The sequence below is a fragment of the Streptomyces sp. NPDC031064 genome, from assembly GCF_055570965.1.
Genome location: NZ_JBVIGF010000004.1, coordinates 333,055 through 357,948 on the forward strand (window position 1 = coordinate 333,055; position 24,894 = coordinate 357,948).

General features: G+C 72.0%; 21 protein-coding genes. 12 read left to right on the forward strand and 9 right to left on the reverse strand.

What is annotated here, in order from left to right; genetic code table 11:
* Nucleotides 1-22 precede the first annotated feature (22 nt).
* The 4 genes from ACZ46W_RS16850 (at nucleotide 23) to ACZ46W_RS16865 (ending at nucleotide 3,040) form a co-directional block, all read left to right on the forward strand.
* Nucleotides 23-1,027, forward strand: a complete 1,005-nt coding sequence (locus tag ACZ46W_RS16850) for an LLM class flavin-dependent oxidoreductase (protein ID WP_468337813.1) — start codon at nucleotides 23-25, stop codon at nucleotides 1,025-1,027.
* 11 nt (nucleotides 1,028-1,038) lie between these two features.
* The gene (locus tag ACZ46W_RS16855) at nucleotides 1,039-1,437 is read left to right on the forward strand and encodes a hypothetical protein (protein ID WP_468337816.1); all 399 of its coding nucleotides are present in this window, start codon (nucleotides 1,039-1,041) and stop codon (nucleotides 1,435-1,437) included.
* Between the two features lie 93 nt (nucleotides 1,438-1,530).
* Nucleotides 1,531-2,259, forward strand: coding sequence for a response regulator (locus tag ACZ46W_RS16860; RefSeq protein ID WP_468337819.1), 729 nt, complete (start codon nucleotides 1,531-1,533; stop codon nucleotides 2,257-2,259).
* 40 nt (nucleotides 2,260-2,299) lie between these two features.
* Nucleotides 2,300-3,040: a class I SAM-dependent methyltransferase gene (locus ACZ46W_RS16865; protein WP_468337822.1), complete on the forward strand. Its 741-nt coding sequence runs from the start codon at nucleotides 2,300-2,302 to the stop codon at nucleotides 3,038-3,040.
* On the opposite strand, the gene ACZ46W_RS16870 is transcribed toward ACZ46W_RS16865, so the two are convergent.
* Nucleotides 2,986-4,194 (reverse strand): sensor histidine kinase, encoded by a 1,209-nt coding sequence (locus tag ACZ46W_RS16870; protein ID WP_468337824.1) that lies wholly within the window; start codon nucleotides 4,192-4,194, stop codon nucleotides 2,986-2,988. The genes ACZ46W_RS16865 and ACZ46W_RS16870 overlap by 55 nt on opposite strands.
* A 190-nt stretch (nucleotides 4,195-4,384) precedes the next feature.
* On the opposite strand from ACZ46W_RS16870, the gene ACZ46W_RS16875 reads away from it, so the two are divergent.
* The 3 genes from ACZ46W_RS16875 (at nucleotide 4,385) to ACZ46W_RS16885 (ending at nucleotide 7,435) form a co-directional block, all read left to right on the forward strand.
* Entirely contained in the window at nucleotides 4,385-5,377 is a 993-nt protein-coding gene (locus ACZ46W_RS16875) for a pirin family protein (RefSeq protein WP_468337827.1), read from the forward strand.
* Nucleotides 5,378-5,471: 94 nt separating this feature from the next.
* Complete coding sequence (locus tag ACZ46W_RS16880) at nucleotides 5,472-6,509, forward strand: AI-2E family transporter (protein ID WP_468337831.1); 1,038 nt, start codon at nucleotides 5,472-5,474, stop codon at nucleotides 6,507-6,509.
* Between the two features lie 119 nt (nucleotides 6,510-6,628).
* A complete protein-coding gene (locus tag ACZ46W_RS16885; RefSeq protein ID WP_468337834.1) occupies nucleotides 6,629-7,435 on the forward strand; it encodes a class I SAM-dependent methyltransferase in 807 nt (268 codons plus the stop codon).
* A gap of 33 nt (nucleotides 7,436-7,468) precedes the next feature.
* Here the strand turns inward: ACZ46W_RS16885 and ACZ46W_RS16890 are convergent, their stop codons facing one another.
* Nucleotides 7,469-9,562, reverse strand: coding sequence for a SpoIIE family protein phosphatase (locus tag ACZ46W_RS16890; protein ID WP_468337837.1), 2,094 nt, complete (start codon nucleotides 9,560-9,562; stop codon nucleotides 7,469-7,471).
* 131 nt (nucleotides 9,563-9,693) lie between these two features.
* Between ACZ46W_RS16890 and aspS the strand changes: the two genes are divergently transcribed.
* Nucleotides 9,694-11,460, forward strand: coding sequence for an aspartate--tRNA ligase (gene aspS / locus ACZ46W_RS16895; RefSeq protein WP_468337840.1), 1,767 nt, complete (start codon nucleotides 9,694-9,696; stop codon nucleotides 11,458-11,460).
* A 252-nt stretch (nucleotides 11,461-11,712) separates the two neighbouring features.
* Here aspS and ACZ46W_RS16900 read toward each other — a convergent pair whose 3' ends face one another.
* Both ACZ46W_RS16900 and ACZ46W_RS16905 read right to left on the reverse strand, forming a co-directional pair.
* Nucleotides 11,713-12,141, reverse strand: coding sequence for a VOC family protein (locus ACZ46W_RS16900; protein ID WP_468337843.1), 429 nt, complete (start codon nucleotides 12,139-12,141; stop codon nucleotides 11,713-11,715).
* A gap of 97 nt (nucleotides 12,142-12,238) precedes the next feature.
* Nucleotides 12,239-13,357, reverse strand: a complete 1,119-nt coding sequence (locus ACZ46W_RS16905; protein WP_468337846.1) for an alkene reductase — start codon at nucleotides 13,355-13,357, stop codon at nucleotides 12,239-12,241.
* 66 nt (nucleotides 13,358-13,423) lie between these two features.
* On the opposite strand from ACZ46W_RS16905, the gene ACZ46W_RS16910 reads away from it, so the two are divergent.
* On the forward strand, nucleotides 13,424-13,813 hold the full coding sequence (locus ACZ46W_RS16910; protein WP_468337849.1) for a MerR family transcriptional regulator: 390 nt from the start codon (nucleotides 13,424-13,426) through the stop codon (nucleotides 13,811-13,813).
* A gap of 512 nt (nucleotides 13,814-14,325) precedes the next feature.
* On the opposite strand, the gene metG is transcribed toward ACZ46W_RS16910, so the two are convergent.
* Nucleotides 14,326-15,933 carry a methionine--tRNA ligase gene (gene metG / locus ACZ46W_RS16915; protein WP_468337852.1) on the reverse strand — a complete coding sequence of 536 codons (1,608 nt, stop codon included), beginning with the start codon at nucleotides 15,931-15,933 and terminating at the stop codon, nucleotides 14,326-14,328.
* 135 nt (nucleotides 15,934-16,068) lie between these two features.
* Between metG and ACZ46W_RS16920 the strand changes: the two genes are divergently transcribed.
* Nucleotides 16,069-16,725, forward strand: a complete 657-nt coding sequence (locus ACZ46W_RS16920; RefSeq protein WP_468337855.1) for a response regulator transcription factor — start codon at nucleotides 16,069-16,071, stop codon at nucleotides 16,723-16,725.
* Nucleotides 16,722-17,819, forward strand: a complete 1,098-nt coding sequence (locus ACZ46W_RS16925) for a sensor histidine kinase (protein WP_468337858.1) — start codon at nucleotides 16,722-16,724, stop codon at nucleotides 17,817-17,819. Before ACZ46W_RS16920 ends, ACZ46W_RS16925 begins: the two co-directional genes overlap by 4 nt.
* Here ACZ46W_RS16925 and ACZ46W_RS16930 read toward each other — a convergent pair.
* Nucleotides 17,816-19,351, reverse strand: a complete 1,536-nt coding sequence (locus tag ACZ46W_RS16930) for a VWA domain-containing protein (protein ID WP_468337861.1) — start codon at nucleotides 19,349-19,351, stop codon at nucleotides 17,816-17,818. The two genes, ACZ46W_RS16925 and ACZ46W_RS16930, sit on opposite strands and share 4 nt — an antisense overlap.
* A gap of 259 nt (nucleotides 19,352-19,610) precedes the next feature.
* Between ACZ46W_RS16930 and ACZ46W_RS16935 the strand changes: the two genes are divergently transcribed.
* On the forward strand, nucleotides 19,611-21,659 hold the full coding sequence (locus tag ACZ46W_RS16935) for a PhoX family protein (protein ID WP_468338779.1): 2,049 nt from the start codon (nucleotides 19,611-19,613) through the stop codon (nucleotides 21,657-21,659).
* Between the two features lie 10 nt (nucleotides 21,660-21,669).
* Here ACZ46W_RS16935 and ACZ46W_RS16940 read toward each other — a convergent pair whose 3' ends face one another.
* From ACZ46W_RS16940 to ACZ46W_RS16950, 3 genes are all read right to left on the reverse strand, one after another.
* On the reverse strand, nucleotides 21,670-22,620 hold the full coding sequence (locus tag ACZ46W_RS16940) for a hypothetical protein (protein ID WP_468337864.1): 951 nt from the start codon (nucleotides 22,618-22,620) through the stop codon (nucleotides 21,670-21,672).
* 104 nt (nucleotides 22,621-22,724) lie between these two features.
* A complete protein-coding gene (locus ACZ46W_RS16945; protein ID WP_468337867.1) occupies nucleotides 22,725-24,227 on the reverse strand; it encodes an APC family permease in 1,503 nt (500 codons plus the stop codon).
* A gap of 429 nt (nucleotides 24,228-24,656) precedes the next feature.
* Nucleotides 24,657-24,893, reverse strand: coding sequence for a DUF2630 family protein (locus tag ACZ46W_RS16950; RefSeq protein WP_468337871.1), 237 nt, complete (start codon nucleotides 24,891-24,893; stop codon nucleotides 24,657-24,659).
* Between the last annotated feature and the right edge of the window lies 1 nt (nucleotide 24,894).

Genomic DNA, 24,894 nt, shown 5'->3' on the forward strand with positions numbered 1-24,894 from the left:
AGACCCAGTGAAGCTCTCCTTGATGTATCCCCTGATGGCGTACGAGCCCGACCACGTCGCCGCCTTCGCCGCCACCGTGCGCGACCTGGGGATGCGGCGCCTGTTCATGGGCCAGTCGGTGCTCGTCGACACCCACCAGGCGTTCGCGTACCTCGCGGGGCGCGGCCTCACCGTGCCGGTGGGGACGAGCGTCTCCCTGACCGCGCTGCGCCACCCCCTGGACGCCGCCGTCCAGGCGCGCTCCCTGGCGCTGCTCACCGGCACCGAGGTGGTCGCCGGATTCAGCACGGGCGACCCGGAGTTCGTCACCGCGCTGCGCGGCGAGCCCTACGAGAGCCCGCGCACGGCGATCGCCGAGTACCTCACGGTCGTACGGCAGTTGCTGGACGGCGAGCCGGTGGACTTCCGCGGCCGGTACGTCGGCCTCGACGAGGCGCTGCTCCAGGTGCCGCACCCGCCCGTGTCGCTCGGCGTGGGCGTGCTGCGACCGCGCATGGCGTACACGGCCGGGCAGGTCGCCGACGTGGCCATCACGCTGCTGACGCCCGCCGGTTACCTCCGCGAGCAGCTCCTGCCCGCGCTGGAGCGGGGCGCCCGGTCACGGGAGCGGGCGGTGCCCCGGGTGACGTCGATCGTGCCGTGCGCGGTGCGGAGGCCCGGCCGGGACGCCAGGCGACTGGCGTTCGCCGCGCACGAGCTCCACCTCGGCGGTGAGCACTACGCGGCCATGCTGCGCACGGCCGGTCTCGACGTGGACGCCTCCGACCCGTGGGCGGGGGCGGGCGCGCTCGTCGACGGCGGCGTGTTCTGCTACGGCACACCCGAGGAAGTGGCCGAACGGCTCACCGGTTACGGTGAGGCGGGGGCGACGGATATCGCACTGAGCTGTGCGGGGGTCCTGCTCACCGAGGGCGTGGAGGCGGCGCTCACCGACGTGCGGGACATCGTGGACGCGGTGCGGGCACGCCCGGCCCGCGTGGGGCCGACGCCCGACCAGCGTCGGACGACACCCATTCGTTCTAGCTGAGGAGCGGTCGCATGCTGTTGTTGCTCGAATTCGCCCTGCACTGCCTGATGGACCTGGCCCTGTGGCTGTTCGGCAGGACCTTCGACAAGTCGGTCTCCGCCCGGCGCATCGCGTCCTTCCGGCGCGGTGAGGGTGCGGTGCTGCGCTGCCGTTACCGCGTGCGCGCCGAGGGCCCGGGCGCCATGCGGCGCGGGAAGCTGACGCTGACGCGGGCGGGTGCCGTGCTGAACCGCACCGGTGCGCAGAACCTGCGCCTGACCTCACCCGGTGACGTCGCCACGGGCGGCGGCCGGGGCGGCACGACCGTCGTCTGCGAGGCGGCGGGCGCGGGGACGGTGGAGCTGCTGGTGCCGACCTGGGACCCGGCGCTGGTCAAGCTCATCACCGACACCATGGCGGCACGCGTCTGACCGGACGTCTCGGCTGAATCAAGCCCTCCGGCACGATTGGTATGTTGATCGCGCCAAGCGGCCGAACGGGGAGGCCGCTCGCAAGGGGGCGTGATGATCCGCGTATTGATTGTCGACGACGAAATCCTGCTGCGGTCGTGCATGCAGCGCATCCTGGAGAGCGAACCGGACATCGAGGTGCCCGCCGCCTGTGACGGCCGGGGCGCCGTCGAAGCGGTGGAGACCCACCGGCCGGACGTGGTCCTGCTGGACCTGCGCATGCCGGACGTCGACGGCCTGTCCGTACTGGCCGCCCTCCGGTCCCGCTCGCCGAGGCCGCCGGTGGCCGTCCTGACGACCTTCTCGGCCGACGAGGACATCGCGGCGGCCCTGGGCGCGGGTGCGTCGGGCTTCCTCCTCAAGGACGCCACCCCGCACGAACTGGCCGACGCGGTACGGGTGCTGGCCTCGGGCGGCACGGTGCTGTCGTCGGCGGCGGCCCGGGTCGTGGTCGACGGGTACCTGGAGCGCGGTCCGCAGCCGGCGGCGCCGAGGGACCCGCGCCTGGACACCCTCACCGAGCGGGAGCACCAGGTGCTGGAGCTGCTCGCCGAGGGGCTCACCAACGCGGACATCGGGCGCAGGCTGCTGATGAGCCCGTCCACGACCAAGGAACACGTCAGCGCGATCCTGGCCAAGCTCGGCCTGGCCAACCGGGTCCAGGCGGCGGTGCTGGCGCACAGCCTCTCGGCCGCCGCCTCTTCCGCCTCTTCCTCCTCTTCCCCCTCTGCACTCTCTTCGTCCTCTTCATCCCACCCGCCGGCCATGGCGGCGTCTCACTGAGGCGGCCGGGCCGGCCGGCCCGACCCCTGTGGAGACACCCATGACCTTCGGCAACGCGCTGTACGACCAGAAGCTGGCGAGCGTGTACGACCGGATGTACCCCATCGACCACGACACCGCCCTGGCCGTGGACTTCATCGCCGACCTGGCACCGGCGGGCGGCCGCGTCCTCGAAGTCGGCGTCGGCACCGGCCGGATCGCGGTGCCGCTCGCCGAGCGCGGGTTGCGGGTGCACGGCATCGACGGCTCGGAGGCGATGCTCGCCCGACTGCGCGAGCGCGACCCGGACGGCGCGGTGACCACGGTCCTGGGCGACTTCACCGAGGAGGGCACGGGCCTGACCTTCGACGTGGTGACCCTGGTGCTCAACACGTTCTTCGTCGCGATCACCAAGGAGGAGCAGCTCGGCTGCCTGCGGCTGGTGCGCGAACAGCTCGCGCCGGGCGGCCGGTTCGTCCTGGAGGCGTTCGACCCGGCCCCGTACCACACCATGGACAAGCCGGACTTCTCCATGCGCCACCTCGACGAGGGCGCCATCATGCTGGACACCCTCACGGTGGACCGCTCGCAGCAACTGATGCTGGGGACGCACACCATCATCGACGGCGGGCCGCCCGAGACCCGGGAGCACGTCCTGCGCTACGCCTTCCCGTTCGAGATCGACCTGCTGGCCGAGCTGTCGGGGCTGCGGCTGGTGGACCGCTTCGAGGACTGGACGGGCGCGCCCTACACGGCCTCCAGCCTGCGGCACGTGTCGGTGTACGAGCGGGACGCCGCCTGACGCGTCCTGGTGCCGGCAGCGAGCGGCAGTACGGCGCGGACGAGGAAGCCGCCGTCCCCGGTGGGCCCGGCCTCCAGCCGGCCGCCGGCCAGGGCGGTGCGCTCCTTCAGCCCCCGCAGCCCGAACCCGCTGGAGGGAACGGCGGCCGGCGGGGCGGCGGCCGCGCCGTTGCGGACCTCGACGACGAGGGTGTCGTGCCGTTCGGAGGGGCCCACCGAGATGGTGACCGGGGCGCCGGGGGCGTGCTTGCGTACGTTGGTGAGGGCTTCCTGCACGGTCCGGTAGGCGGCCCGCTCGACGGCGGGCGCGCACTGCGCGCCGTCGTCCGGCAGGGTCAGCTCCAGGGTGGCGCCGAGCCGGCTGTCGTCGACCAGGCCGGGGAGGTTGTCCAGGCGGGCGTGGCCCGCGTCGTCCTCCGGGCCGGTGGCCCCGCCTCCTCGCAGCACCCCCACGGCGTCGCGCAGTTCCCGCATGGCGTCGGCGCCGTGGCGGCGTATCGTCTCGGCGTCCTCCCGGACGGTGTCGTCGGGGGCGGTGGCCCACAGGGCTCCGGCCTGGGCCGCGATGATGCCCAGGTGGTAGGAGACGGTGTCGTGCATCTCCCGTGCCAGGCGGGCGCGTTCGCGCGCCACGGCCTGTTCGGCCTCCAGCCGCCGCCCGCGCGCCTGGCTCTCGGTGAGTTCGGCGAGCCGGGAGCGCAGTTCGGAGCGGGTGCGGGCGAGCAGGCCGAGGCCGGTCGGCCCGATGCTGAACATCAGGGCGATCTGGACGGTGATGAGGTGGTCGGACCAGGTCATGCCGGGCTCCGCGGCCAGCCCGCACCACATGGCCGACGCGAACACCGCCGCCGCGCAGCCGATGACGGCCGGGCGGCGGGAGAGCTCCGACGCCACGGTGAACATGGCGATCATGGGGGCCAGCCAGAGGTGGCCGGTGGCCATGGACGGCAGGGTCGCCAGCAGGACCAGGACGGGGAACCGGCGGCGCAGGACGAGCCCGAGCAGGGCGGGCGGGCACACGGCGGCGGACTCGGCGTCGAGGGCGCCGACGAGGGTGAGCAGCTCCAGGGACGCGGCCGCCGCGACGGCCCAGTCGGCGGGCGACACCCGGGCTGTGGGGCTCGTGGGCAGGGAGGGGCGCGCGGGGTCGGACACGGTCTTCCTCACTGATCGCTACTGATCGCTGCGACGTCGCACCAGTATCACCGAGCGCCTCAGGGGTACTGCGTGAGGGTGCCGCGCGGGAATGCGTGGTCGGCGGGGAGCGTTCCAGTGGCAGGAAGTTCAGTGTTCAACTAATCTGGGGGTATGCCGCCCGCAGGGGCGGCCCGGAGGAGGACCCGCCATGCCTGCCGTAACCGTCGAGAACCCGCTCACCCTGCCCCGCGTCGACGCGCCGGCGGGGGCCGTGCCGCGCCCGGTGCTGGCCGTGACCACCGCACCCAGCGGCTTCGAGGGGGAGGGCTTCCCGGTGCGCCGTGCGTTCGCCGGGATCAACTACCGCTACCTCGACCCGTTCATCATGATGGACCAGATGGGCGAGGTGGAGTACGGAGCCGGTGAGGCGAAGGGGACCCCCTGGCACCCGCACCGAGGCTTCGAGACCGTCACGTACCTGATCGACGGAACCTTCGTCCACCAGGACAGCAACGGGGGCGGCGGCACCATCCGCAACGGCGACACCCAGTGGATGACCGCCGGGTCCGGGCTGCTGCACATCGAGGCCCCGCCGGAGAACCTGGTCATGTCCGGCGGCCTGTTCCACGGGCTCCAGCTCTGGGTGAACCTGCCCGCCAAGGACAAGATGATGGACCCCCGCTACCAGGACATCCGCGGCGGCCAGGTCCAGCTCCTCACCTCCCCCGACGGCGGCGCGCTGCTGCGCGTGATCGCCGGCGAGCTCGACGGGCACCAGGGCCCCGGCATCACCCACACCCCGATCACCATGATCCACGCCACCCTGCGCCCCGGCGCCCAGGTCACGCTCCCGTGGCGGCAGGACTTCAACGGCCTCGCGTACGTCCTCGCCGGACGCGGCTCCGTCGGCGGCGAGCGACGACCGGTCCACATGGGCCAGACGGCCGTCTTCGGCGACGGGGGTTCGCTGACCGTCCGCGCCGACGACAAGCAGGACGGCCACACCCCGGACCTGGAGGTCGTCCTCCTGGGCGGGCAGCCGATCCGGGAGCCGATGGCGCACTACGGGCCGTTCGTGATGAACACCCGCGAGGAGCTCCAGCAGGCCTTCGACGACTTCCAGGCCGGCCGCCTCGGCCGCATCCCCGCGGTCCACGGCATGCAGGACGGCACGGGCCGGGAGATCACGCCGGGGGCGTGACGGCCCCGAGGGGTCACGCGTCGGCCTGACGGGGCGTCACCCGGCCGGGGCCCGTCCAGGGGCGGGCCCCGGCCGTGCGTGATGCCGTGGAGGGGTGCACACGCTCCCCGAGCCCGTCCGCCGTTTCGCCGCCTGGTGCGTGGTCATCCTGCTCGTCACCGGCGTGGCGGCCGTCGGCGTCTGGCTGTGCGTGACGTTCCAGACGGCCGTCACGCCCGTCCTGCTCGCCCTGCTCGGGACCGCGCTGCTCGGGCCGCTGTACCGGCGGCTCGTCGCCATGAAGGTCCAGCGGTCCCTGGCCGCCGGGCTGACCTGCGCGGCCGTGGTCGCCGTCGTCGGCGGCGCCACCTACATCGTGGTCGCCGCGCTCATCGACACCGGCGACCAGATCATCACCTCGCTGCGCCGCGCCGCCACCGACCTCGCCGAACACTTCGGCGCCGCCGGCACCTCGCTGGACGACCTCGCCGCCAACGCCAAGAACCTCCTCGGCAGGTTCGGCGGCACGGCGGCGTCCGGCGTCATCAGCGGACTCAGCGTCGTCGGCGAGGTGATCGCCATGGCGGTCCTCGCCCTGCTCCTTGTCTTCTTCTTCCTCCGCGACTCCGGCCGCGCCATGCGTGCCCTGCGCGACCTGGTGCCGCGCGGCAGCGCCGACCACGTCGAGGCCATGGCCCGCCGCGCCTTCGGGGCGGTGGAGGGCTTCATGCGCGGTACGACGTTCATCGCCCTGATCGACGCCCTCCTCATCACGGCCGGGCTGCTCATCCTGCGCGTCCCCGGCGCGGTGGGGCTCGGCGCGCTGGTCTTCGTCGGCGCGTACATCCCGTACCTCGGCGCGTTCATCTCCGGCGCCGTGGCGATCCTCGTCGCGCTCGCCGACCGGGGCGTCGCCATCGCGCTGTGGGCGGTCGGCGTCGTCCTCGCCGTACAGCTCATCGAAGGGCACGTCCTCCAGCCGGTGATCCAGAGCCGTACGGTCCAGATGCACCCGGCCGTCGTCATGCTCGCCATCACCGCCGGAGCGTCCGTCGCCGGAATCCTCGGCATGCTGCTCGCCGTGCCGCTCACGGCCGCCGCGTTCGGGGTGATCGGCGAGCTGCGGCGGCTGTACGCGGCCGGGACCGGATAGGGCCGGGTCCCTGGTCCGGCCGTCCGGGGGAGCCCCGGGCCCGGTCGCCCGCCCGCGCCGCCCCCGGCTGGCTAGCATCCGCGACAGGGGGCAGCCACGGGGGACGCACGGAGGCCGTCATGCAGCACCAGACACCACCCGACCCACGCCTGCTGAAGAACCGGTCCCGGCTCGGCCACAAGGTGCGGTACGCGCTGACGCACCCCCAGCGCGTGGTGCCCCACCTCCGCCGGGCCGCCCGCAACGGCCGGCTCCGGCTGAAGCACGGCAACGACCACGTCGCCTACTACCGGGCCGTGATGGCCTCCGACACCGCCCGCAGCCCGGAGGCGGCGGTGGGCGGCGGGCCGTCGCACGCGCGCTGGCTGGCCATCGGGCAGATGCAGTACGACTACCTCGTCGAGCACGGGCTGCGGCCCGAGGACCGGATGCTGGAGATCGGCTGCGGCAACCTGCGCGCCGGGTGGCGGTTCATCGAACACCTGGAGCCGGGCCACTACTACGGGATCGACATCTCGCCCGACATCCTCATCGAGGCCAAGAAGACCCTCGTGCGGTACGGGCTCCAGCGGAAGGTGCCGTACCTGACGCCCGTCGACAACCTGAAGCTCGACTTCCTGCCCGACGACTGGTTCACCGTGGTCCACGCGCACAGCGTGTTCTCCCACTCGCCCCTGGAGATCATCGACGAGTGCCTCGCGCACGTGGGGCGGGTGCTGGCGCCCGGCGGCTTCTTCGACTTCACCTTCGACCGCACCGAGGGCCATGAGCACCAGGTGCTGGGCGAGGACTTCTACTACCGCACGGAGACACTGGTGCGGCTGGCGGAGAAGCACGGTCTGGCCGCCCACTTCATGGACGACTGGGAGCGCCTGCCGCACGGCCAGTCCAAGCTCCGCATCAGGCACGCGACGACGCCCGCCTGAGTCCCGATCCGCCGGGGGCACCCCAAGAGCCGTCTAGAGCGGGAAGTCCCCGTCCCCGTCCCGCTCCTCGTGCAGCTCGAACCAGATGGACTTGCCCTCGCCGCGCGGGTCCACGCCCCACTCGTGGGCCAGCATCTCCATCAGGACCAGCCCGCGCCCCGACGAGGCCATCTCGCCGGGCCGCCGCCGGTGCGGCAGCTCGTCGCTGGCGTCCGCGACCTCCACGCGCAGCCGCCGCTTGCCGTGGTCCCCTCTCGCCTCCGCCACCAGCAGCGCGTCGCCGTCGGTGTGGACGAGCACGTTGGTGACCATCTCGGAGACCATCAGGACCGCCGAGTCGACCTGCTCGGGGTCCGCCCAGTCGTGGAGCAGCTCCCGCAGGTGCTGCCGGGCCGCCGCGATCCGCTCCGGCTCGGCCTGGGCGACCGTCATCGCCGTACGCCTGGCCGCCGCACTCCGCAGCGGCGCGCCGGTCCGCGACAGCAGCAGCACCGCGATGTCGTCCTCGCGGCGGTCGGCGAGCGGGCCGGTGGTGTGGTGGGAACCGGGCCCGTGGACCGCCTGGACCAGGCTGTCGGCCAGCACCTCCAGCGACTCGCCCTCGGCGTCGTGCAGCTCCAGCAGCGTGCGGATGCGGGTCCAGCCGGTCTCCAGGTCGTGCCCGCCGGTCTCCAGGAGCCCATCCGTGCAGATCATCAGCGTCTCGCCCGGCTCCAGGGTGAGCCGGGTCGTCGGATAGTCGGTGTCCGGGACGATGCCCAGCGGCAGGCCGCCCGCCGTCGGCCGCAGCATCACCGTTCCGTCGGCCATCCGGATCGCCGGGTCGGGGTGGCCCGCCCGCGCGATGTCCAGCGTCCCGGTCGCCGGGTCGACCTCCAGGTACAGGCAGGTGGCGAACCGCCCCCCGTGGTCCCCCTCGGCCCCGTCCGTGATCCCGTACAGGAACCGGGAGGCCCGGGACAGCACCGCGTCGGGGCGGTGGCCCTCGGAGGCGTAGGCGCGCAGCGCGATCCGGAGCTGGCCCATCAGCCCGGCCGCCCGCACGTCATGCCCCTGGACGTCGCCGATCACGAAGGCGATGCGCCCGGCGGGGAGCTGGATCATGTCGTACCAGTCGCCGCCGACCTGGAGCCCGCCGCCGGTCGGGACGTACCGCGCGGCCACCTCCATACCGGGGATGGCCGGGCCCAGGACCGGCATCATCGTGCGCTGGAGGCCCAGCGACAGCTCCCGCTCGGACTCGGCGACCCCGGCGCGGGCCAGCGCCTGCGCCAGCATCCGGGCCACCGTCGTCAGGACGGACCGCTCGTCGGGCGTGAACGTCACCGGGTAGGTGAACGCCGCCATCCAGGCGCCCATCGTGCGCCCCGCGACGATCAGCGGCAGGAACGCCCACGACTCCCTGCCGAAGCGCTGTGCCAGCGGCCAGGTCGCCGGAAACCGCTTCCGGTAGTCCTCCGGCGAGGGCAGGTAGATCGCCCGCCCGGTCCGGACGACCTCGGCCGCCGGGTAGTCGGTGTCGAGCGGCATGTCGGAGAAAGGTCCGTCGTCGCCCGCGTTGTGCCCGTGGTGGCCGATGATCGTCAGCCGGTCGCCCGAGACACCGAAGACCGCGAGCCCGTCCGGTGAGAACCCGGGCATAGACAGGGAGGCGGCCACCCGCAGCACCTCGGCCGTCGACCGCGCCTCCGCCAGCGCCCGCCCCGCGTCCAGCAGGAACGCCTCGCGCGAGCGGCGCCAGTCGCCCGTGACGGGCGTCCGGGAGGCGGTGCCGGGCTGCGGCTCGGCGACCTCCTGGAGGGTGCCGACGAGCTGGTAGTCGTTGCCCTCGACGAACGGCTTCGACCTGCTGCGTACGGTACGGATCACCCGGCCGTTCTCGTCCATGATCCGCAGCCGGGCCTCGGCGAGGGTGCCCTCCGCCACGGCGAGGTTCACGATCCCGTCGATCTCGTTCCAGTCGACGGGGTGGAAACGGGAGCGCACGGCGGCCTCGGTCAGCTCGGCCGGCTCGGCGGGCAGCCCGAGCAGCCGGGCGGCCTCCGCGTCGAGGGTGACGATCCCGGATGCGTTGTCCCAGCGCCACAGGCCCGTCGCGATGGCGGCCAGGACGTCCTCGGTGCGCATTGCCCCACTCTAAGAAGATGAACGGATCAACCGCCACCGAGCTGCGCCCGGCGATCATGGGACGACCGGTACCCTGGGTGAAGTTTCACGTGAAACACAGACCCCGATCCGCGAAGACTGGATGAACGACGATGCATCGGTACAGGTCCCACACCTGCGGCGAGCTCCGCGCCTCTGACGTCGGCAGCGACGTCCGGCTGAGCGGCTGGCTGCACAATCGGCGCGACCTGGGCGGCATCCTCTTCATCGATCTGCGCGATCACTACGGCATCACGCAGCTCGTCGCCCGTCCCGGCACCGCCGCGTACGAGGCGCTCGACAAGCAGACCAAGGAGTCGGTCGTCCGCGTCGACGGCAAGGTCGTCTCGCGCGGTGCCGAGAACATCAACACCGACCTCCCCACCGGTGAGATCGAGGTCGAGGTCTCCGAGGTCGAGGTCCTGGGCGCGTCCGCCCCGCTGCCGTTCACGATCAACACGGACGACGGCGTCAACGAGGAGCGGCGCCTGGAGTACCGCTTCCTCGACCTGCGCCGCGAGCGCATGCACCGCAACATCATGCTGCGTACGGCGGTCATCTCCGCCATCCGCCACAAGATGACGGCCCTCGGCTTCAACGAGATGGCGACCCCGATCCTCACCGCGACCTCCCCCGAGGGCGCCCGTGACTTCGTCGTCCCGTCCCGCCTGAACCCGGGCAAGTTCTACGCGCTGCCGCAGGCCCCGCAGCAGTTCAAGCAGTTGCTGATGATCTCCGGCTTCGACCGGTACTTCCAGATCGCGCCCTGCTTCCGCGACGAGGACGCCCGCGCCGACCGTTCGCCGGGCGAGTTCTACCAGCTCGACGTCGAGATGAGCTTCGTCGAGCAGGAGGACGTCTTCCAGCCGATCGAGAAGCTGATGACCGAGCTCTTCGAGGAGTTCGGCGGCGGCCGCCACGTCACCTCGCCGTTCCCGCGCATCCCCTTCCGTGAGTCGATGCTCAAGTACGGCAACGACAAGCCGGACCTGCGCACCGCCCTGGAGCTCGTCGACATCACCGACGTCTTCGAGAACTCCGAGTTCAAGGCGTTCGCCGGCAAGCACGTCCGCGCCCTGGCCGTGCCGAACACCGGTGACCAGCCGCGCAAGTTCTTCGACGGCCTCGGCGACTACGCCGTCTCCCTCGGCGCCAAGGGCCTGGCCTGGGTCCGCGTCGGCGAGAACAGCGCGCTGACCGGCCCGATCGCCAAGTTCCTCACCGAGGAGAACGTCAAGGTCCTCACCGAGCGCCTCGGCCTGGAGCCGGGCCACGCCGTGTTCTTCGGCGCGGGCGAGTTCGACGAGGTCTCCAAGATCATGGGCCCGGTCCGGGTCGAGGCCGCCAAGCGCGCCGGCCAGTTCGAGGAGAACGTCTTCCGGTTCGCCTGGATCGTCGACTTCCCGATGTACGAGAAGGACGAGGAGACCGGCAAGATCGACTTCTCGCACAACCCCTTCTCGATGCCGCAGGGCGGCCTGGAGGCCCTGGAGACCCAGGACCCTCTGGACATCCTCGGCTGGCAGTACGACATCGTCTGCAACGGCGTCGAACTGTCCTCGGGCGCCATCCGGAACCACGAGCCGGAGATCATGTTCAAGGCGTTCGAGATCGCGGGCTACGACCGTGAGACCGTCGAGCGCGAGTTCTCCGGCATGCTCAAGGCCTTCCAGTACGGCGCCCCGCCGCACGGTGGCATCGCCCCGGGCGTGGACCGCATCGTCATGCTCCTCGCCGACGAGCCCAACATCCGCGAGACCATCGCCTTCCCGCTCAACGGCAACGCCCAGGACCTGATGATGGGCGCCCCGACGGAGCTGGACGAGGCCCGCCTGAAGGAGCTCAACATCGCGCTCCGCAAGCCGGTCGCGGACAAGTAGGCCGCCGCTGTTCGATGAAGGGCCCGGGATCTTCGGATTCCGGGCCCTTTCAGCTCTCCACCGGCCGACGGCACGTCCCGCAGGTTCCCGGCTCGGGGCCGCGGAAGGCGCGGTGGCGTCCGGGTCCCCGGACGCCGGTCAGGAGAGCGAGAGGTCGACTTCCGCTCACACGATCTTCTGCGGGAAGGCCCGAGGCGGACGCCCCAGCGATCGGCGAGCGCCTCGACGAGGAGGGCGGCCCGGAAGCTCCGCTCAGTCGATACAGAACTCGTTGCCCTCGATGTCCAGCATCGGGATGCACGAGTCATTGCCGTCATACAGCGTTCGCACGTGTACCGCGCCGAGCGGGACCAGGCGTGCGCATTCGGCCTCAAGCGCCGCGAGGCGCTCTTCTCCCACCAGCCCGGTGCCGACCCGCACATCAAGATGTACGCGGTTCTTGGCGGCCTTCCCCTCGGGGACGCGCTGGAAGTACAGCCGCGGGCCCACACCGGAGGGATCAACGCAGGCGAACCAGGAATCCCGTTGCTCGGGCGGCTGGGAGTGCCGGTAATCATCCCAAGTGGCGAACCCCTCCGGTGGCGGCGGTACGACGTACCCCAACACCTCGCACCAGAAACGAGCGAGGCGCTCAGGTTCTGCGCAGTCAAAGGTGACCTGGAACTTCTTGATCGCTGACATCGGTGCACCGTACCAAGGGGACTTGGGGTTGTGCCGTTCACTTCCTCCGAGGGGTCCGCCCGCGACTCTGCCCAACTGCCCACACAGCCAAGGCCAGTTACGGGGCGACCACGGCCAGCGTGGGGTAGTCGGTGTACCCCGTCTCGCCGCCCGCGTACATCCAGCCCTCCTCCCGCAGCGGGTTGAGCGGGGCGCCGGTCCGGAGCCGTTCGACCAGGTCGGGGTTGGCCATGAAGGCCCGGCCGAGGGCTATCAGGTCGGCGCCGGCGGCCAGCAGCCGTTCGCCCGCTTCCTTGCCGCCGTCGGCGGGCAGCGGGCCGCCCCACCCGAGCGCCGGGTTGGCGATCAACGTGCCGGACCACCGCTTGCGGAGGTCCTGCCACAGGGCGTCGTCCGGGTCGGCGAAGACGGTGTGCAGGTAGGCCAGGTTGTCGCCGGCGAGGGCGTCGAGGAGCGCGGGGTAGAGGTCCTCGGTGTCGCCCTCCTCGATGCCGTTGACGGTGACCCGGGGGGAGATCCGCAACCCCACCCGATCGGGGCCGATGGCCTCGGCGACCGCCCGCACCACCTCCACCACGAACCGGATGCGTCCGGCGACCGAGCCGCCGTAGTCGTCGGTGCGGTGGTTGGTGTTCCGGGCCATGAACTGGTGCAGCAGGTGGCCGTTGGCGGCGTGCACCTCCACCCCGGCGAACCCGGCGTCGACGGCGTTGCGGGCGGCGGTGGCGAAGTCGGCCACGGTGGACCGGATGTCGTCGAGGGACATCTCCCGGGGCACCACGGCCTCCTTGCGCCCGCTCGGCGTGTGGATCGTCTCCGGCAGCGGAACCGGCGACGGCGCGACCGGCACCAGCCCGCTGTTGTCCGGGTGGCCGACCCGGCCGCCGTGCTGGAGCTGAAGGAACATCCGCCCGCCCGCCGCGCGCACCGCGTCGGTGACCCGCCGCCAGCCGGTGACGTGGGCGTGGTCGTGGATCCCGGGGATGTTGGGGTACGTCTGCCCCACGGCATTGGGCGTCGTCGCCTCGGCGATGATCAGCCCGGCGGAGGCGCGCTGTGCGTAGTACGTCGCCATGAGCGGCGACGGCACCCCGTCGGCCCCCGCCCGGTTGCGGGTCAACGGTGCCATGACCAGGCGGTTGGGAAGCTCCAGGGAGCCGAGGCGGGCGGTCTGGAAGAGGCGGGACTTCTGCGGTGAGTTCGCTGCGTTCGTCATGCCGGTACGGTAGAAGTTGACATCAGTGTCAGGTTCAAGTCCCTTTACCAGCAAGCGAGGTGGGCAATGCGTATCGGTGAACTGGCCCGTCGCGCGGGCGTGAGCGAACGGTCGCTCCGCTACTACGAGACCCAGGGCCTCCTGACCGCCGACCGCACCCCGGGCGGCCAGCGTACCTACGGCGAATGGGCCGTCGACCGCGTCATCCGCATCCAGGCCCTCTACGCGGCCGGCCTCCACAGCAAGAAGATCGCCCAGCTCCTCCCCTGCATGCGCGACACGGACGGCGGCCCCTCCGCCATCGCCACCACCCGCCTGGTCGCCGACCTCACCACCGAACGCGCCCGCATCGACCGCCTGATCACCGACCTGCTCCGCTCGCGGGACGTCCTGGACGAGGCGATCGCGACGGCGTCGGAGACGTCCGCCCCTACATCGCCTCTTCCAGCGCGCTAACGCGCCACGGGGCACCCGTGGCAGCAAGGCGGATGCCGGTCGGCCCGCCGGGTCCCTCACGTCCGGTCCTGCGCGGCAATGCTTGGTTACCCGTGCGATACCGAGCTCAAGACGTCCCGCCTGGACAGCTTTCCCACGCCAACCCCGGTCAGCGTTACCTTGCCGGAGTGAACGGTATCCAACTGGTCGACCTGCCTGCCGCACCACTCGATGGAAGACAGCCGGAAACTGGCGGTAGTCCCAGGGCGTTGGAACACCATGCCCCGCCGGGCTGTGCCCTCGATACACCGAACCACGCACACGGCAATGTCGTCCTCCCCGTCGGCATGACGCGGTGTTAGGGACTCGATGAGTTCGATGCTGAGAGTCGCCTTCTCGTCCGGGTTATCCAGCACGTCGGTGCGCCTCCTCGACGAAGCGGGAGATCTGCTCCGCAGTACGTTCGGGTACGTCGACAAAACCGCCGCCCTCCGGGGGAGGGCGGCGGTACGGGTGGTGCGGGGAGAAGGAGGTCAGTCCTTCTTCGGGTCCTCCAGGCGGGGGAAGAGGACCGCGCCCTTGGTGACCGTGGCGCCGGTGGGGAGCTGGCCCCAGGTGGCGGTGGACTGGATGCGCTGGTCGGCGAGGGGGCCGAGGACGGGCTCGGCGCCCAGGGAGTCCCAGAGCTTCTGGGAGGTCTCCGGCATGATCGGGTTCAGCAGGACCGCCACGGCGCGCAGGGACTCCGCCGCGGTGTAGAGGATCGTCGCCAGGCGGGCGCGGCCCTCCTCGCTGGTGTCCTTGGCGACCTTCCAGGGCTCCTGCTCCGTGATGTAGCCGTTGACCTGCTTCACGAAGTCGAAGATCGCCAGGATGCCGCCCTGGAAGTCCAGCTCCTCGCCGATCTTCCGGTCGGCCTCGGCGACCGCCTTGGCGAGGCCGTCCTGGATGGCCTTCTCGGCTTCGCCGGACGCGGTGGCCTCCGGGAGCGCGCCTTCGAAGTACTTGCCGACCATCGCCGCCACGCGCGAGGCGAGGTTGCCGTAGTCGTTGGCCAGCTCGGAGGTGTAGCGGGCGGTGAAGTCCTCCCACGAGAACGAGCCGTCGCTGCCGAAGGCGATCGCCCGCAGGAAGTACCAGCGGTAGGCGTCGACGCCGAAGTGCGAGGTGAGGTCCTGTGGCTTGATGCCGGTCAGGTTCGACTTCGACATCTTCTCGCCGCCGACCATCAGCCAGCCGTTCGCCGCGACCTTGCCGGGCACCGGCAGGCCCTGCGCCATCAGCATCGCCGGCCAGATGACCGCGTGGAAGCGCAGGATGTCCTTGCCGACCAGGTGGACGTTGGCCGGGAAGGTCTCGTCGAACTTCGCCTGGTTCGAGCCGTAGCCGACGGCCGTCGCGTAGTTCAGCAGCGCGTCGACCCACACGTAGATGACGTGCTTGTCGTCCCAGGGGATCGGGATGCCCCAGTCGAAGGTCGACCGGGAGATGGAGAGGTCCTGAAGGCCCTGCTTGACGAAGTTCAGGACCTCGTTGCGGGCCGACTCGGGCTGGACGAAGTCCGGGTTCGCCTCGTAGAACTCCAGCAGCTTCGGGCCGTACTCGCTGAGCTTGAAGAAGTAGTTCTCCTCCTTGAGGATCTCCACCGGCTTCTTGTGGACCGGGCAGAGCTTCACGCCCTGCTCGTCCTCGATCAGGTCGCCGGGGAGCTTGTACTCCTCGCAGCCCACGCAGTACGGGCCTTCGTACCCGCCCTTGTAGATCTCACCCTTGTCGTACAGGTCCTGCACGAACTCCTGCACACGGTCCGTGTGCCGCTTCTCCGTCGTACGGATGAAGTCGTCGTTCGCGATGTTCAGGTGCTCCCAGAGGGGCTTCCACGCCTCCTCGACGAGCTTGTCGCACCACTCCTGGGGAGTGACACCGTTCGCGTCGGCCGTGCGCATGATCTTCTGACCGTGCTCGTCCGTGCCGGTGAGGTACCACACCTTCTCGCCGCGCTGGCGGTGCCAGCGGGTGAGCACGTCGCCTGCGACGGTCGTGTAGGCGTGGCCCAGGTGAGGAGCGTCGTTGACGTAGTAAATGGGGGTCGAGACGTAGTACGCCTTCGCCCCCTGCTTCTCGGATCCAGTGGCCGCCATGGTCGAAATCCTATCCGGCCGCGGCAACTGCCCTCACCTTCGTTCCAAGGGGGGAGACGGCGGGGGGGGGAGGGGGGAGGGGGGACGGCGGGGGGAGAGACATTTGCGAAATGCCGGGGAATGGAGAGTGGGGGCATGCGTGTACTGGTTGCCGAGGACGAGACCGTCCTCGCCGAGCTCGTCGCCGCCGGGCTGCGGCGCGCCGGATTCGCCGTCGACACCGTCTACAGCGGGGACGCCGCCCTCGCCTACCTGGGGCTGTACGACTACGACGTCGTCGTCCTCGACCGCGACTGGCCCCGGGTGCACGGCGACGAGGTGGCGCGGCGGCTCGTGGCCGGCGGGGCGCGGACCCGGATCCTGATGCTGACCGCCGCGGCGGGGCTGGAGGACCGGGTGCGGGGGCTGGATCTGGGCGCTGATGATTACCTGGGGAAGCCGTTCGAGTTTCCCGAGCTGGTGTCACGGGTGCGCGCGCTGCGGCGGCGCAATGCCCGGCCGCCCGTGCCGCCGCTGCTGGAGCGGCACGGGGTGCGGCTGGACACGGTCCGGAGGACGGCCGAGCGGGACGGGCGGGACCTGGAGCTGTCCCCGAAGGAGTTCGCGGTGCTCCAGATCCTGATGGAGGCGGAGGGCGGCGTCGTGTCGGCGGAGGAGCTGTTGGAGCGGGCCTGGGACGCGCACGCCGACCCGTTCACCGGAGCGGTGCGGGTGTGCATGAGCAAGCTGCGCGGGAAGCTGGGGGAGCCGGCGGTCATCCGCACCGTGCAGGGTGTGGGGTACGCGCTGTGATCGGGCCGGGCATCGGCTCCGGGTCGACGATACGGACCCGGATCGCCCTCGTGTACGGCGCCGTCTTCCTGGTGCTCGGCGGCTGTCTGCTCGCCGTGGTGAACCTGCTCTCCGGGGCCGGGACGCGTGGTGAGGCGGAGGCGATCGCGGCGCGGGTGGTGGGCCCGGACGTCATCCGGGTGGAACGGGTCACGGACGACGTCAGCCGGGCGGCCTCCGAGCAGCTCCTGATCTGGTCCGGCGGCGCGCTGCTGGTCATGGCGCTGTGCGCCGTGGTGGTCGGGTGGTGGACGGCCGGGCGCGTCCTCCGCCCCGTACATGAGATGACGGCCCGGGCGCGGCGGCTCTCGGAGCGGAACCTGCACGAGAGGCTCCGGGTGCAGGGGCCGGACGACGAGCTGAAGGAGCTGGGCGACACGATCGACGCGCTGCTGGGGCGGCTGGAGTCGGCGTTCGACAGCCAGCGGCGGTTCATCGCGAACGCCTCCCACGAGCTGCGGACGCCGCTGGCCACGCAGCGCACGGCGATCCAGGTGGGCCTGGACGACTCCGTCCCGGCGTCGGTCAAGCAGGTGCTGCTGGACAGCAACCGGCGCAGTGAGCGGCTGATCGACGGGCTGCTGGTGCTGGCGCGCAGCGAGCGCGGCCTGGAGGAGCGGGAGGCCGTCCGGCTGGGGGACGTGGTGGCGGAGGAGTGCGACGCGTACGGCGTGGAGGTGTCCGGTACGGGTGGGGTGGTGCGCGGCAGCCGGGTGCTGCTCGCACAGCTCACCAGGAACCTCGTCGCGAACGCCGTCGCGTACAACCTGCCGGACGGTACGGGATGGGTCCGCGTGACCGTCGCCGGGGGCGTGCTGACGGTTTCCAATACCGGGCCGGTGGTCGCGGAGACGGACATACCGGGGCTTTTCGAGCCCTTCCGGCGGGGTGAGGGGCGGGACCGGATGGGGCCCGGCGCGGGGCTCGGGCTGTCCATCGTCCGGTCGATCGCGGCCGCGCACGGCGGAACGGTGTCGGCCGTGGCCCGGAACGGCGGAGGCCTGATCGTGACGGTACGGCTGCCCGTCGACGACCAGGCCCCCGGGCGGCCCTAGACCGACCAGGTCGCGAGGACCTCGCGGTAGAAGGTGGCGTGCGGGACGTCGCGGGGGGCGGGGCCCGCGTGGAAGAACCCGGCGTTCGGCACCTCCAGCTTGCGGAGGTAGTCGAACGCCTTGGAGTCCTCCTCGCCGAACGCCACGAACTGCCAGTACACGTTCTTGCCGCTCGCCGCGGCGTCCGTCAGCGCCTGGGTGGCGGCCGTCTTGGACTCGGGCGCGCCGTCCGTCTGGAACAGGACGAGAGCGGGGCGGTCCGACGCGTCCGACTTCTCGTGGTGGGCCAGCACCTCGCGGATCGCGCGGTCGTAGTTGGTCCGGCCCATCCGGCCCAGCGCGCTGTGCAGCGCCTCGATCCTGCCGTCGACGTCGTCGAGGGTGACCTCACCGGTGCCGTCGATCTCGGTCGAGAAGAAGACGACCGGGACGGTCGCCTTCTCGTCGAGGTGCGCGGCCAGCGCGAGTGCCTGCTCGGCGAGGTGCTGGGCGCTGCCGTCCTTGTAGTACGGCCGCATCGACCCGGACCGGTCGAGGACGAGGTACACGGTCGCGCGCGCCCCCACGAGCCCGCGCTTGCGCAGCACGGCCCCGGCCGCCTTGTACGCCTCGGCCAACTGGGGCGCCTTGCCCTTGACGCGGGCGGCGGAGTACGCGGGCTTCGCCGCCGGTGCGTCCGCCTCCGGTTCCTCGGCCGCGGCCGCCACGGCGGCGGAGGCGGGGGTGGCCTCCGGCTCAGGCTCGGGGGTGGGGGTGGGGGTGGCCTCGGGCTCGGGGGTGGGGGTGGCCTCGGGCTCGGGGGTGGCCTTCGGCTCGGGGGTGGGGGTGGCCTCCGGCCCGGTTGCGGCCTTCGGCTCAGGGGCGGCCTCGGGCTCGGGGGTGGGCTCCGGTTCGGCGGTGGCGGCGGGCTCGGCGTCGGCCTTCGGCTCGGGGGCGGCCTCGGGCTCGGGGGTGGGCTCCTCCGGTGCGGCCTCGGTCTCCGGCGTGGCCGACTGCTCGGGCTCGGGGGTGGCCTCCGGCTCGGCGGTGGCGGCGGGCTCCGGCTGGGTCTGCGGGGCGTCCGACTCGGGCTCGGCGGCTTCGGCCCGGGGCTCGGGGGACCCGGCGTTCGCCTCCGGCTCCTCCGCCGGGGCGGCCGCCTGCGGGGCATCCGACTCGGGCTCGGAGGCTTCCGGTGCCTGAGACGGGGCCTCCGGCTGGGACGGGATGTCGGCCTTCTGGGCGGCGGGGGCCGGGGCCTGGGTGGCTTCGCGGGCGGCCGGGACCGAGGCGCGGCGGGGCTGGGGGTTGTCGAACGACGCCGCCACCAGTTCCGCCGCCGTCTGCTCCGCGGACCGCTCGGCGGACCGCTCCGCCGCCGTCTCCGCCGTGCGTTCCGCCGGGGAGGGGGTGGACGGGGACGGAACCGTCGCCGTGGGCTCCTCCTGGGGCACCGTGCGTTCCGTCTGGGGCGGGACGGAGGCGGCTGCCGTCTCGTTGCGCTCCGCACGGTCGCGTCCAAACACCTTGCGCAGCAAGCTCCGAATGCCCATGGGCGAGGCCTTTCGCATGTTGGGTGCCGTGTATGTCCGTACTGCTAGGAATCATCCCTGGCCAGGGCGGACACGTAAGGTTAGCCGCCCCGAGTGGCGCGGAAAGGCAAGGGGCATTCGCGTCAACCCCATCCCGGACGCACCGGATTCATCCACCGTTCACTCCGCAGCCGCCGACCTGCACATCTACGCGCCTAACGTCACCGCCGGACCGATTCCCGACACCATGTCGGCGCAGCCCGCGCCGGAGGAGGACGAAGTGCGCCAACTGCTCCCGCTGCTGAGGACCACCCCGCACGGGGGCGGCCGTTCCGCCCTCACCTGCCGTTACCGGTGCGGCGACGCCTGCTTCAACGAGGTGCCCAACACCAGCGACAACGAGTACGTCGGTGACGTCATAGCCGGTGCCCTGTCGCGCCGTTCGATGATGCGCGCCGCCGCCGTCGTCACCGTCGCCGCCACGGCCGGCGGTGCCGTCGTCGCCCAGGCGGCTGCCGGGCCGGAGGCGGCCGCCGCCACGCCCCGTACCGCGGGGAAGAGCGCCGGCGCCCGTGGGCTGCGCTTCTCGCCCGTCGCGCCCAACACGGACGACAAGGTCACCGTCCCCGAGGGCTACGCCCAGAGCGTCGTCATCCGCTGGGGCGAGCCGATCCTCCGTGGCGCGCCCGCCTTCGACCCGGACAAGCAGACCGCGAAGGCGCAGGCCGGGCAGTTCGGGTACAACAACGACTTCCTGTCCCTGCTGCCGCTCAAGGGCGAGCACGGCCGCCAGGTCCTCGTGGCGAACCACGAGTACACCGACGAGGTGCTGATGTTCAAGGGGTACGACCCCGAGAACCCGACCCGTGAGCAGGTCGAGATCGCCTGGGCCGCCCACGGCCTGTCCGTGGTCGTCGTCCAGGAACAGCACCGTGACGGCCGTCTGACCCCGGTCACGAGGCACCCGCTCAACCGCCGCCTCACCGCGACCACCGAGTTCGAGCTCACCGGCCCGGCGGCGGGCGGCGCGCTGCTGCGGACCAGCGCCGACCCGACCGGCCGCAAGGTCCTCGGCACGCTCAACAACTGCGCCGGTGGCACCACCCCCTGGGGCACCACGCTGCACGGCGAGGAGAACTTCAACCAGTACTTCGCGGGCGGCTCGTCCGCGACCGACAAGCGGTACGGCATCGGCAGCGGCGCGTCCGAGCGCAAGTGGGAGCGGTTCGACAAGCGCTTCGACGTCAAGCAGGAGCCCAACGAGTCGCACCGCTTCGGCTGGGTCGTCGAGCTGGACCCGTACGACCCGGACTCCACGCCCCGCAAGCGCACCGCGCTCGGCCGCTTCAAGCACGAGGCCGCCCAGCCGCGCCTGACCGCCGACGGCCGCCCGGTCGTCTACATGGGCGACGACGAGCGGTTCGACTACTTCTACAAGTTCGTCTCGTCGAAGCGGATGATGAAGGGCGACTCGCGCCGGGCCCGCGAGCACAACCTCACCCTCCTCGACGAGGGCACGCTGTACGTCGCCAAGCTCACCGGCGACAGCCCGCAGGACATCGACGGCACCGGCAAGCTCCCGAACGACGGCGAGTTCGACGGCAGCGGCCACTGGATCCCGCTCGCGACGGGCGACAAGAGCCACGTCCCCGGCATGACCGCCGAGGAGGTGTACGTCTTCACCCGCCTCGCCGGTGACAAGGTCGGCGCCACCAAGATGGACCGGCCCGAGGACGTCGAGCCGTCCCCGCGCACCGGGCGTGTGTACGTCGCCCTCACCAACAACAAGGACCGTGGCGCGGCGGGCAAGGCCGGCGCGGACGAGGCCAACCCGCGCAACAACAACAAGCACGGCCAAGTCCTGGAGCTTGCCGAGCACTGGGACGACCCGGCCTCCGACGGCTTCGCCTGGCGGCTGTTCCTGGTCGCGGGCGACCCGGACGACCCGGCCACGTACTTCGCGGGCTACCCCAAGGAGAAGGTCAGCCCCATCTCCTGCCCCGACAACGTGGCGTTCGACCCGTACGGCAACCTGTGGATCTCCACGGACGGCAACCAGCTCGGCTCGCACGACGGCCTGTTCGGCGTGGCGACGCAGGGCGAGCGGCGCGGTGAGCTGAAGCAGTTCCTGACCGTGCCGACCGGCGCCGAGACGTGCGGCCCGATCATCCAGGAGCGCCGCGTCCTCGTCGCCGTACAGCACCCGGGCGAGGTCGACGGGGCGTCCGTCGAGAAGCCGGCGTCCGCCTGGCCCGACGGCCCCGGGAAGCTCGTCCGCCCGTCGGTCGTCGCCGTGTACCGCAAGGACGGCCGGAACATCGGCGTCTGACGCACGGGGGTCACGAGGTGGCGCGGCCGTCCCCGCGCCACCTCGTGAACTGCTCCGCCGGGTCTCCCGTGTACGCCCACGGCACCCACGAGGCCCGCGCCTCCAGGAGCCCGAACAGCTCCCCGTACACCTTCGGCAGGCCCGCGTAGCAGGCGGCGTGCGCCAGGTAGTTCAGCGGCTCGACCTCCTCGGGCCGCACCGGCCCGGGCGGCCGCCCGCCGAGCCACCGCTCCCAGGTGCGCCGTACCTCCGTCACCGCCAGCTCGTGCTTCCAGTGCTGGTCGAAGCCGCGCACCGGCCCCTTGCCGCGCGCCCCGTCCGCGATGTACCGGTACTCCTCCACCCGGGCGATCTGCACCAGCACCGGCAGCGGCGACCCGGGCGGCGCCGCCCCCGCCGCGTCCCGTGCGAAGTCGTACATCGAGCCGTGCGTACCGTGCCACCGTGCCGACCGGTACCGCAGCACCTGCACATGGCCCTCCAGGTTGTGCGGGTCCCGCCGCCGCAGCTCGTCCCACCAGCGCCGCAGCTCCGCCCGGCCCACCCCGCCCTCGTACAGCCGCGCCACCGTCAGCAGCGACACCCACGGCATCGGGTCGGCCGGCCGGGCGTCGGCGGCGCCCAGGCAGGCCATGACCGCGACGTCGAGCCGCGCCCGGTCCACCGCGCCACCGCGCCCCACCGCGATGGCCTCGTTGAAGACGCGGACGACCTCGGTCGCCGCCCGCAGCACCGCCGCGTCCGGGTCGCCGGGCTCGGCGGCCCGCCACGCCTCGACGGCGGTGCTGCCGGCGGCCGCGTGGGACAGCAGCCGCAGCCGGTGCGTGCGGAGGGCCCAGTCGTCGCCGGTGTCGCGCAGCAGGTCGCGCACGCCCTGCCAGCGGCCGATAACGATGTCGTGCCGGGCGTGGCTCAGCGCCCGGTCGCCGAAGTCCGGGTCGAAGTCCGGCTCGAAACGCATGGAGCGGCGGCTGCGGCGTACGGCCAATTCCCTGTCCCCCCGTCAGAAGTGCGTGCAGCGGACCCCGTTGTGTTCGTGTCGTCCTCGTCGTTCTCGTCGCCCTCTTAGAAGTCGGTCGACAGCGTTTCGTTCCCACCGGCCCGGTGGTGGTGCTGTCGCGGCATGTCGTACGGCCCGGCCGCCGCCATCGCGCGGGCCGCGTCCAGCCGGGCGGGACGGTAGTACGAACTGCCCTTGCGCCAGTACCAGATCATCGGTACCACCCCGGCCCCCAGCCCGCCCAGGCCGATCGCGGCGGCCGCGCCGGTCAGCCCGCCCAGCGACTCGAAGAAGATCCAGAACATGAAGGCGGCGCCGAGCAGCGGCCACGCGCCGCCCAGGACGAAGTCGCGTACGGACCTCAGCAGCATCCCACGGTAGGCCACCACGGCGGCGATGCCGGCGAGCCCGTAGTAGAAGGCGATCTGGAGCCCCATCGCGTTGACCGCGCTGCCCAGGATGTCGCCGACCGAGCCGAGCGCCGTCGCCGCCACGAACATCACCAGCGCCACCGCCCCGACCACGGCGATCGCCACCCACGGGGTGTTCCAGCGGCGGTGTACGGCTCCGAGGGCGGCCGGCATCGTCCGGTCCCGGCCCATCGCGAAAAGCGACCGGGTGACCTGGATCAGCGTGGTCTCCAGGGTGGCGATGCTCGACAGCATCACCGCCACGATGAGCAGTTTGCCGCCGACGCCGGGCCACACGGCGTCGCCGAGCAGCACCAGTACGTTCGCGCCGCCCGCGCGGATCTCGCCCGCCGACAGGACGACGTTGACGGCGATGGTGAACGCCTCGAAGAGGAGGAAGACGACCCCGATGCCGACGAGGGCCGCGAGCCCGGCCGTGCGGCGGCTGTCGCGGGTCTCCTCGCTCAGGTTGCTGGTGACGTCCCAGCCCCAGTAGTAGAACGCGGCGATCAGCGCCCCGGACGCGAAGCCGGACACCCCGTCGAAGTGCCCGAAGCCCAGCCACGACCAGTCGAAGGCGGTGGCGGCTCCCCGGTGCATGACCACGCCCAGGATGAACAGGAACAGGATCAGCAACTCCACGCCGGTCAGGAGCAGTTGCGCCCGTACGGTGAGCCGGGCGCCGCCCAGCACCACCAGCAGCATCATCAGGAACCAGCCGGCGCCCACGGCGGTGGCCAGTGCGGTGTCGCCGGCCATGCCGGGGGCGACGAGCGCCAGGGTGAGCTGCCCGGCCGGCAGTGACCCGGCCACCATGAAGATCGTCGCGGCGACGATCAGCGCCCATCCGGACAGGAAGCCCAAGGCGGGGTGGAGCGTCCGGCCCACCCAGGAGTAGCTGGCCCCCGCGTTGACGTCGATCCGGCCGAGCCGGCTGAACGCGAGCACGATGCCGAGCATCGGGATCGCGCAGTACAGCAGCGCGGCGGGCGCGGCGAGGCCGACGGCACCGACGAGTACGGCGGTGGTGGCGGCGACGGAGTAGGCGGGCGCGCTGCCCGCCACGGCCATCACGATCGTGTCGAACGTGCCGAGGACATTGGGCTGGAGCCCCCGCCCGGGAGCCCCGCTGTGAGCCTTGCTGGAAACGCTGCGCATGGCGAATGTCCTTGTATGGCACGGCATATGGCGGTAGAGCAGGAGCAGACCGCGCATGCTGCGGCATGTGGCGGCACGCGTGAGTCGTGCGCATCGTAGTCGGGTGGACGCGGTGCGGTGACGGCACCCGGAAGGATGACGTCCGGAAGGGCGTCACGCGCCGGTTCGGAGCCGGTCAGGGCCGCGGTGCGGGGCCGGTCAGGGCCGCGGTGCGGGGCCGGTCAGGGCCGCGGTGCGGGGCCGGTTCGGGGCCGGTGCGGCCGGGGTTGAGGCGCTGGGGCGCGCCGCCTTAGCCTCCTGGCGCGGCGCGGCGCGGCGCGGCGCGGCCAGGGCAGGCGGCTCCGTGCGACGGCGGCCCGGGACCACGGGCGCGGGCCGCGGGCGCGGTCGGCGCACCACTCAGGCGGGGGAGCCGTACGGTCGCGGGGGTCAGCTCAGGTAGCCCTCCACCTCGCCGGGCGCCCGGGTGCGCGCGTTGTCCGGGTTGTCGCCGAACTCGGACTTGGCGCGCCGCTGCCGCAGCAGGTCCCAGCACTGGTCGAGCTGGACCTCCACGGACCGCAGCCGTACGCGTTCGTCGTCGGTGAGGCCGCCTTCGCGCTCGCGCAGGGCGCGTTCCTCGCGGACGAGCGCGCCGATGTGGTCGAGGATCTGCTCGTTGTCCATG

Excerpts from the sequence above, each read along its gene's own strand:
- metG (WP_468337852.1), bottom strand. The coding sequence starts at position 15,933 with ATGGCGGCCACTGGATCCGAGAAGCAGGGGGCGAAGGCGTACTACGTC.
- ACZ46W_RS16855 (WP_468337816.1), top strand. The coding sequence starts at position 1,039 with ATGCTGTTGTTGCTCGAATTCGCCCTGCACTGCCTGATGGACCTGGCC.
- ACZ46W_RS16875 (WP_468337827.1), top strand. The coding sequence starts at position 4,385 with ATGCCTGCCGTAACCGTCGAGAACCCGCTCACCCTGCCCCGCGTCGAC.
- ACZ46W_RS16885 (WP_468337834.1), top strand. The coding sequence starts at position 6,629 with ATGCAGCACCAGACACCACCCGACCCACGCCTGCTGAAGAACCGGTCC.
- ACZ46W_RS16940 (WP_468337864.1), bottom strand. The coding sequence starts at position 22,620 with ATGCGTTTCGAGCCGGACTTCGACCCGGACTTCGGCGACCGGGCGCTG.
- ACZ46W_RS16910 (WP_468337849.1), top strand. The coding sequence starts at position 13,424 with ATGCGTATCGGTGAACTGGCCCGTCGCGCGGGCGTGAGCGAACGGTCG.
- ACZ46W_RS16950 (WP_468337871.1), bottom strand. The coding sequence starts at position 24,893 with ATGGACAACGAGCAGATCCTCGACCACATCGGCGCGCTCGTCCGCGAG.
- aspS (WP_468337840.1), top strand. The coding sequence starts at position 9,694 with ATGCATCGGTACAGGTCCCACACCTGCGGCGAGCTCCGCGCCTCTGAC.
- ACZ46W_RS16945 (WP_468337867.1), bottom strand. The coding sequence starts at position 24,227 with ATGCGCAGCGTTTCCAGCAAGGCTCACAGCGGGGCTCCCGGGCGGGGG.
- ACZ46W_RS16890 (WP_468337837.1), bottom strand. The coding sequence starts at position 9,562 with ATGCGCACCGAGGACGTCCTGGCCGCCATCGCGACGGGCCTGTGGCGC.
- ACZ46W_RS16930 (WP_468337861.1), bottom strand. The coding sequence starts at position 19,351 with ATGGGCATTCGGAGCTTGCTGCGCAAGGTGTTTGGACGCGACCGTGCG.
- ACZ46W_RS16860 (WP_468337819.1), top strand. The coding sequence starts at position 1,531 with ATGATCCGCGTATTGATTGTCGACGACGAAATCCTGCTGCGGTCGTGC.
- ACZ46W_RS16920 (WP_468337855.1), top strand. The coding sequence starts at position 16,069 with ATGCGTGTACTGGTTGCCGAGGACGAGACCGTCCTCGCCGAGCTCGTC.
- ACZ46W_RS16900 (WP_468337843.1), bottom strand. The coding sequence starts at position 12,141 with ATGTCAGCGATCAAGAAGTTCCAGGTCACCTTTGACTGCGCAGAACCT.
- ACZ46W_RS16865 (WP_468337822.1), top strand. The coding sequence starts at position 2,300 with ATGACCTTCGGCAACGCGCTGTACGACCAGAAGCTGGCGAGCGTGTAC.
- ACZ46W_RS16905 (WP_468337846.1), bottom strand. The coding sequence starts at position 13,357 with ATGACGAACGCAGCGAACTCACCGCAGAAGTCCCGCCTCTTCCAGACC.
- ACZ46W_RS16850 (WP_468337813.1), top strand. The coding sequence starts at position 23 with ATGTATCCCCTGATGGCGTACGAGCCCGACCACGTCGCCGCCTTCGCC.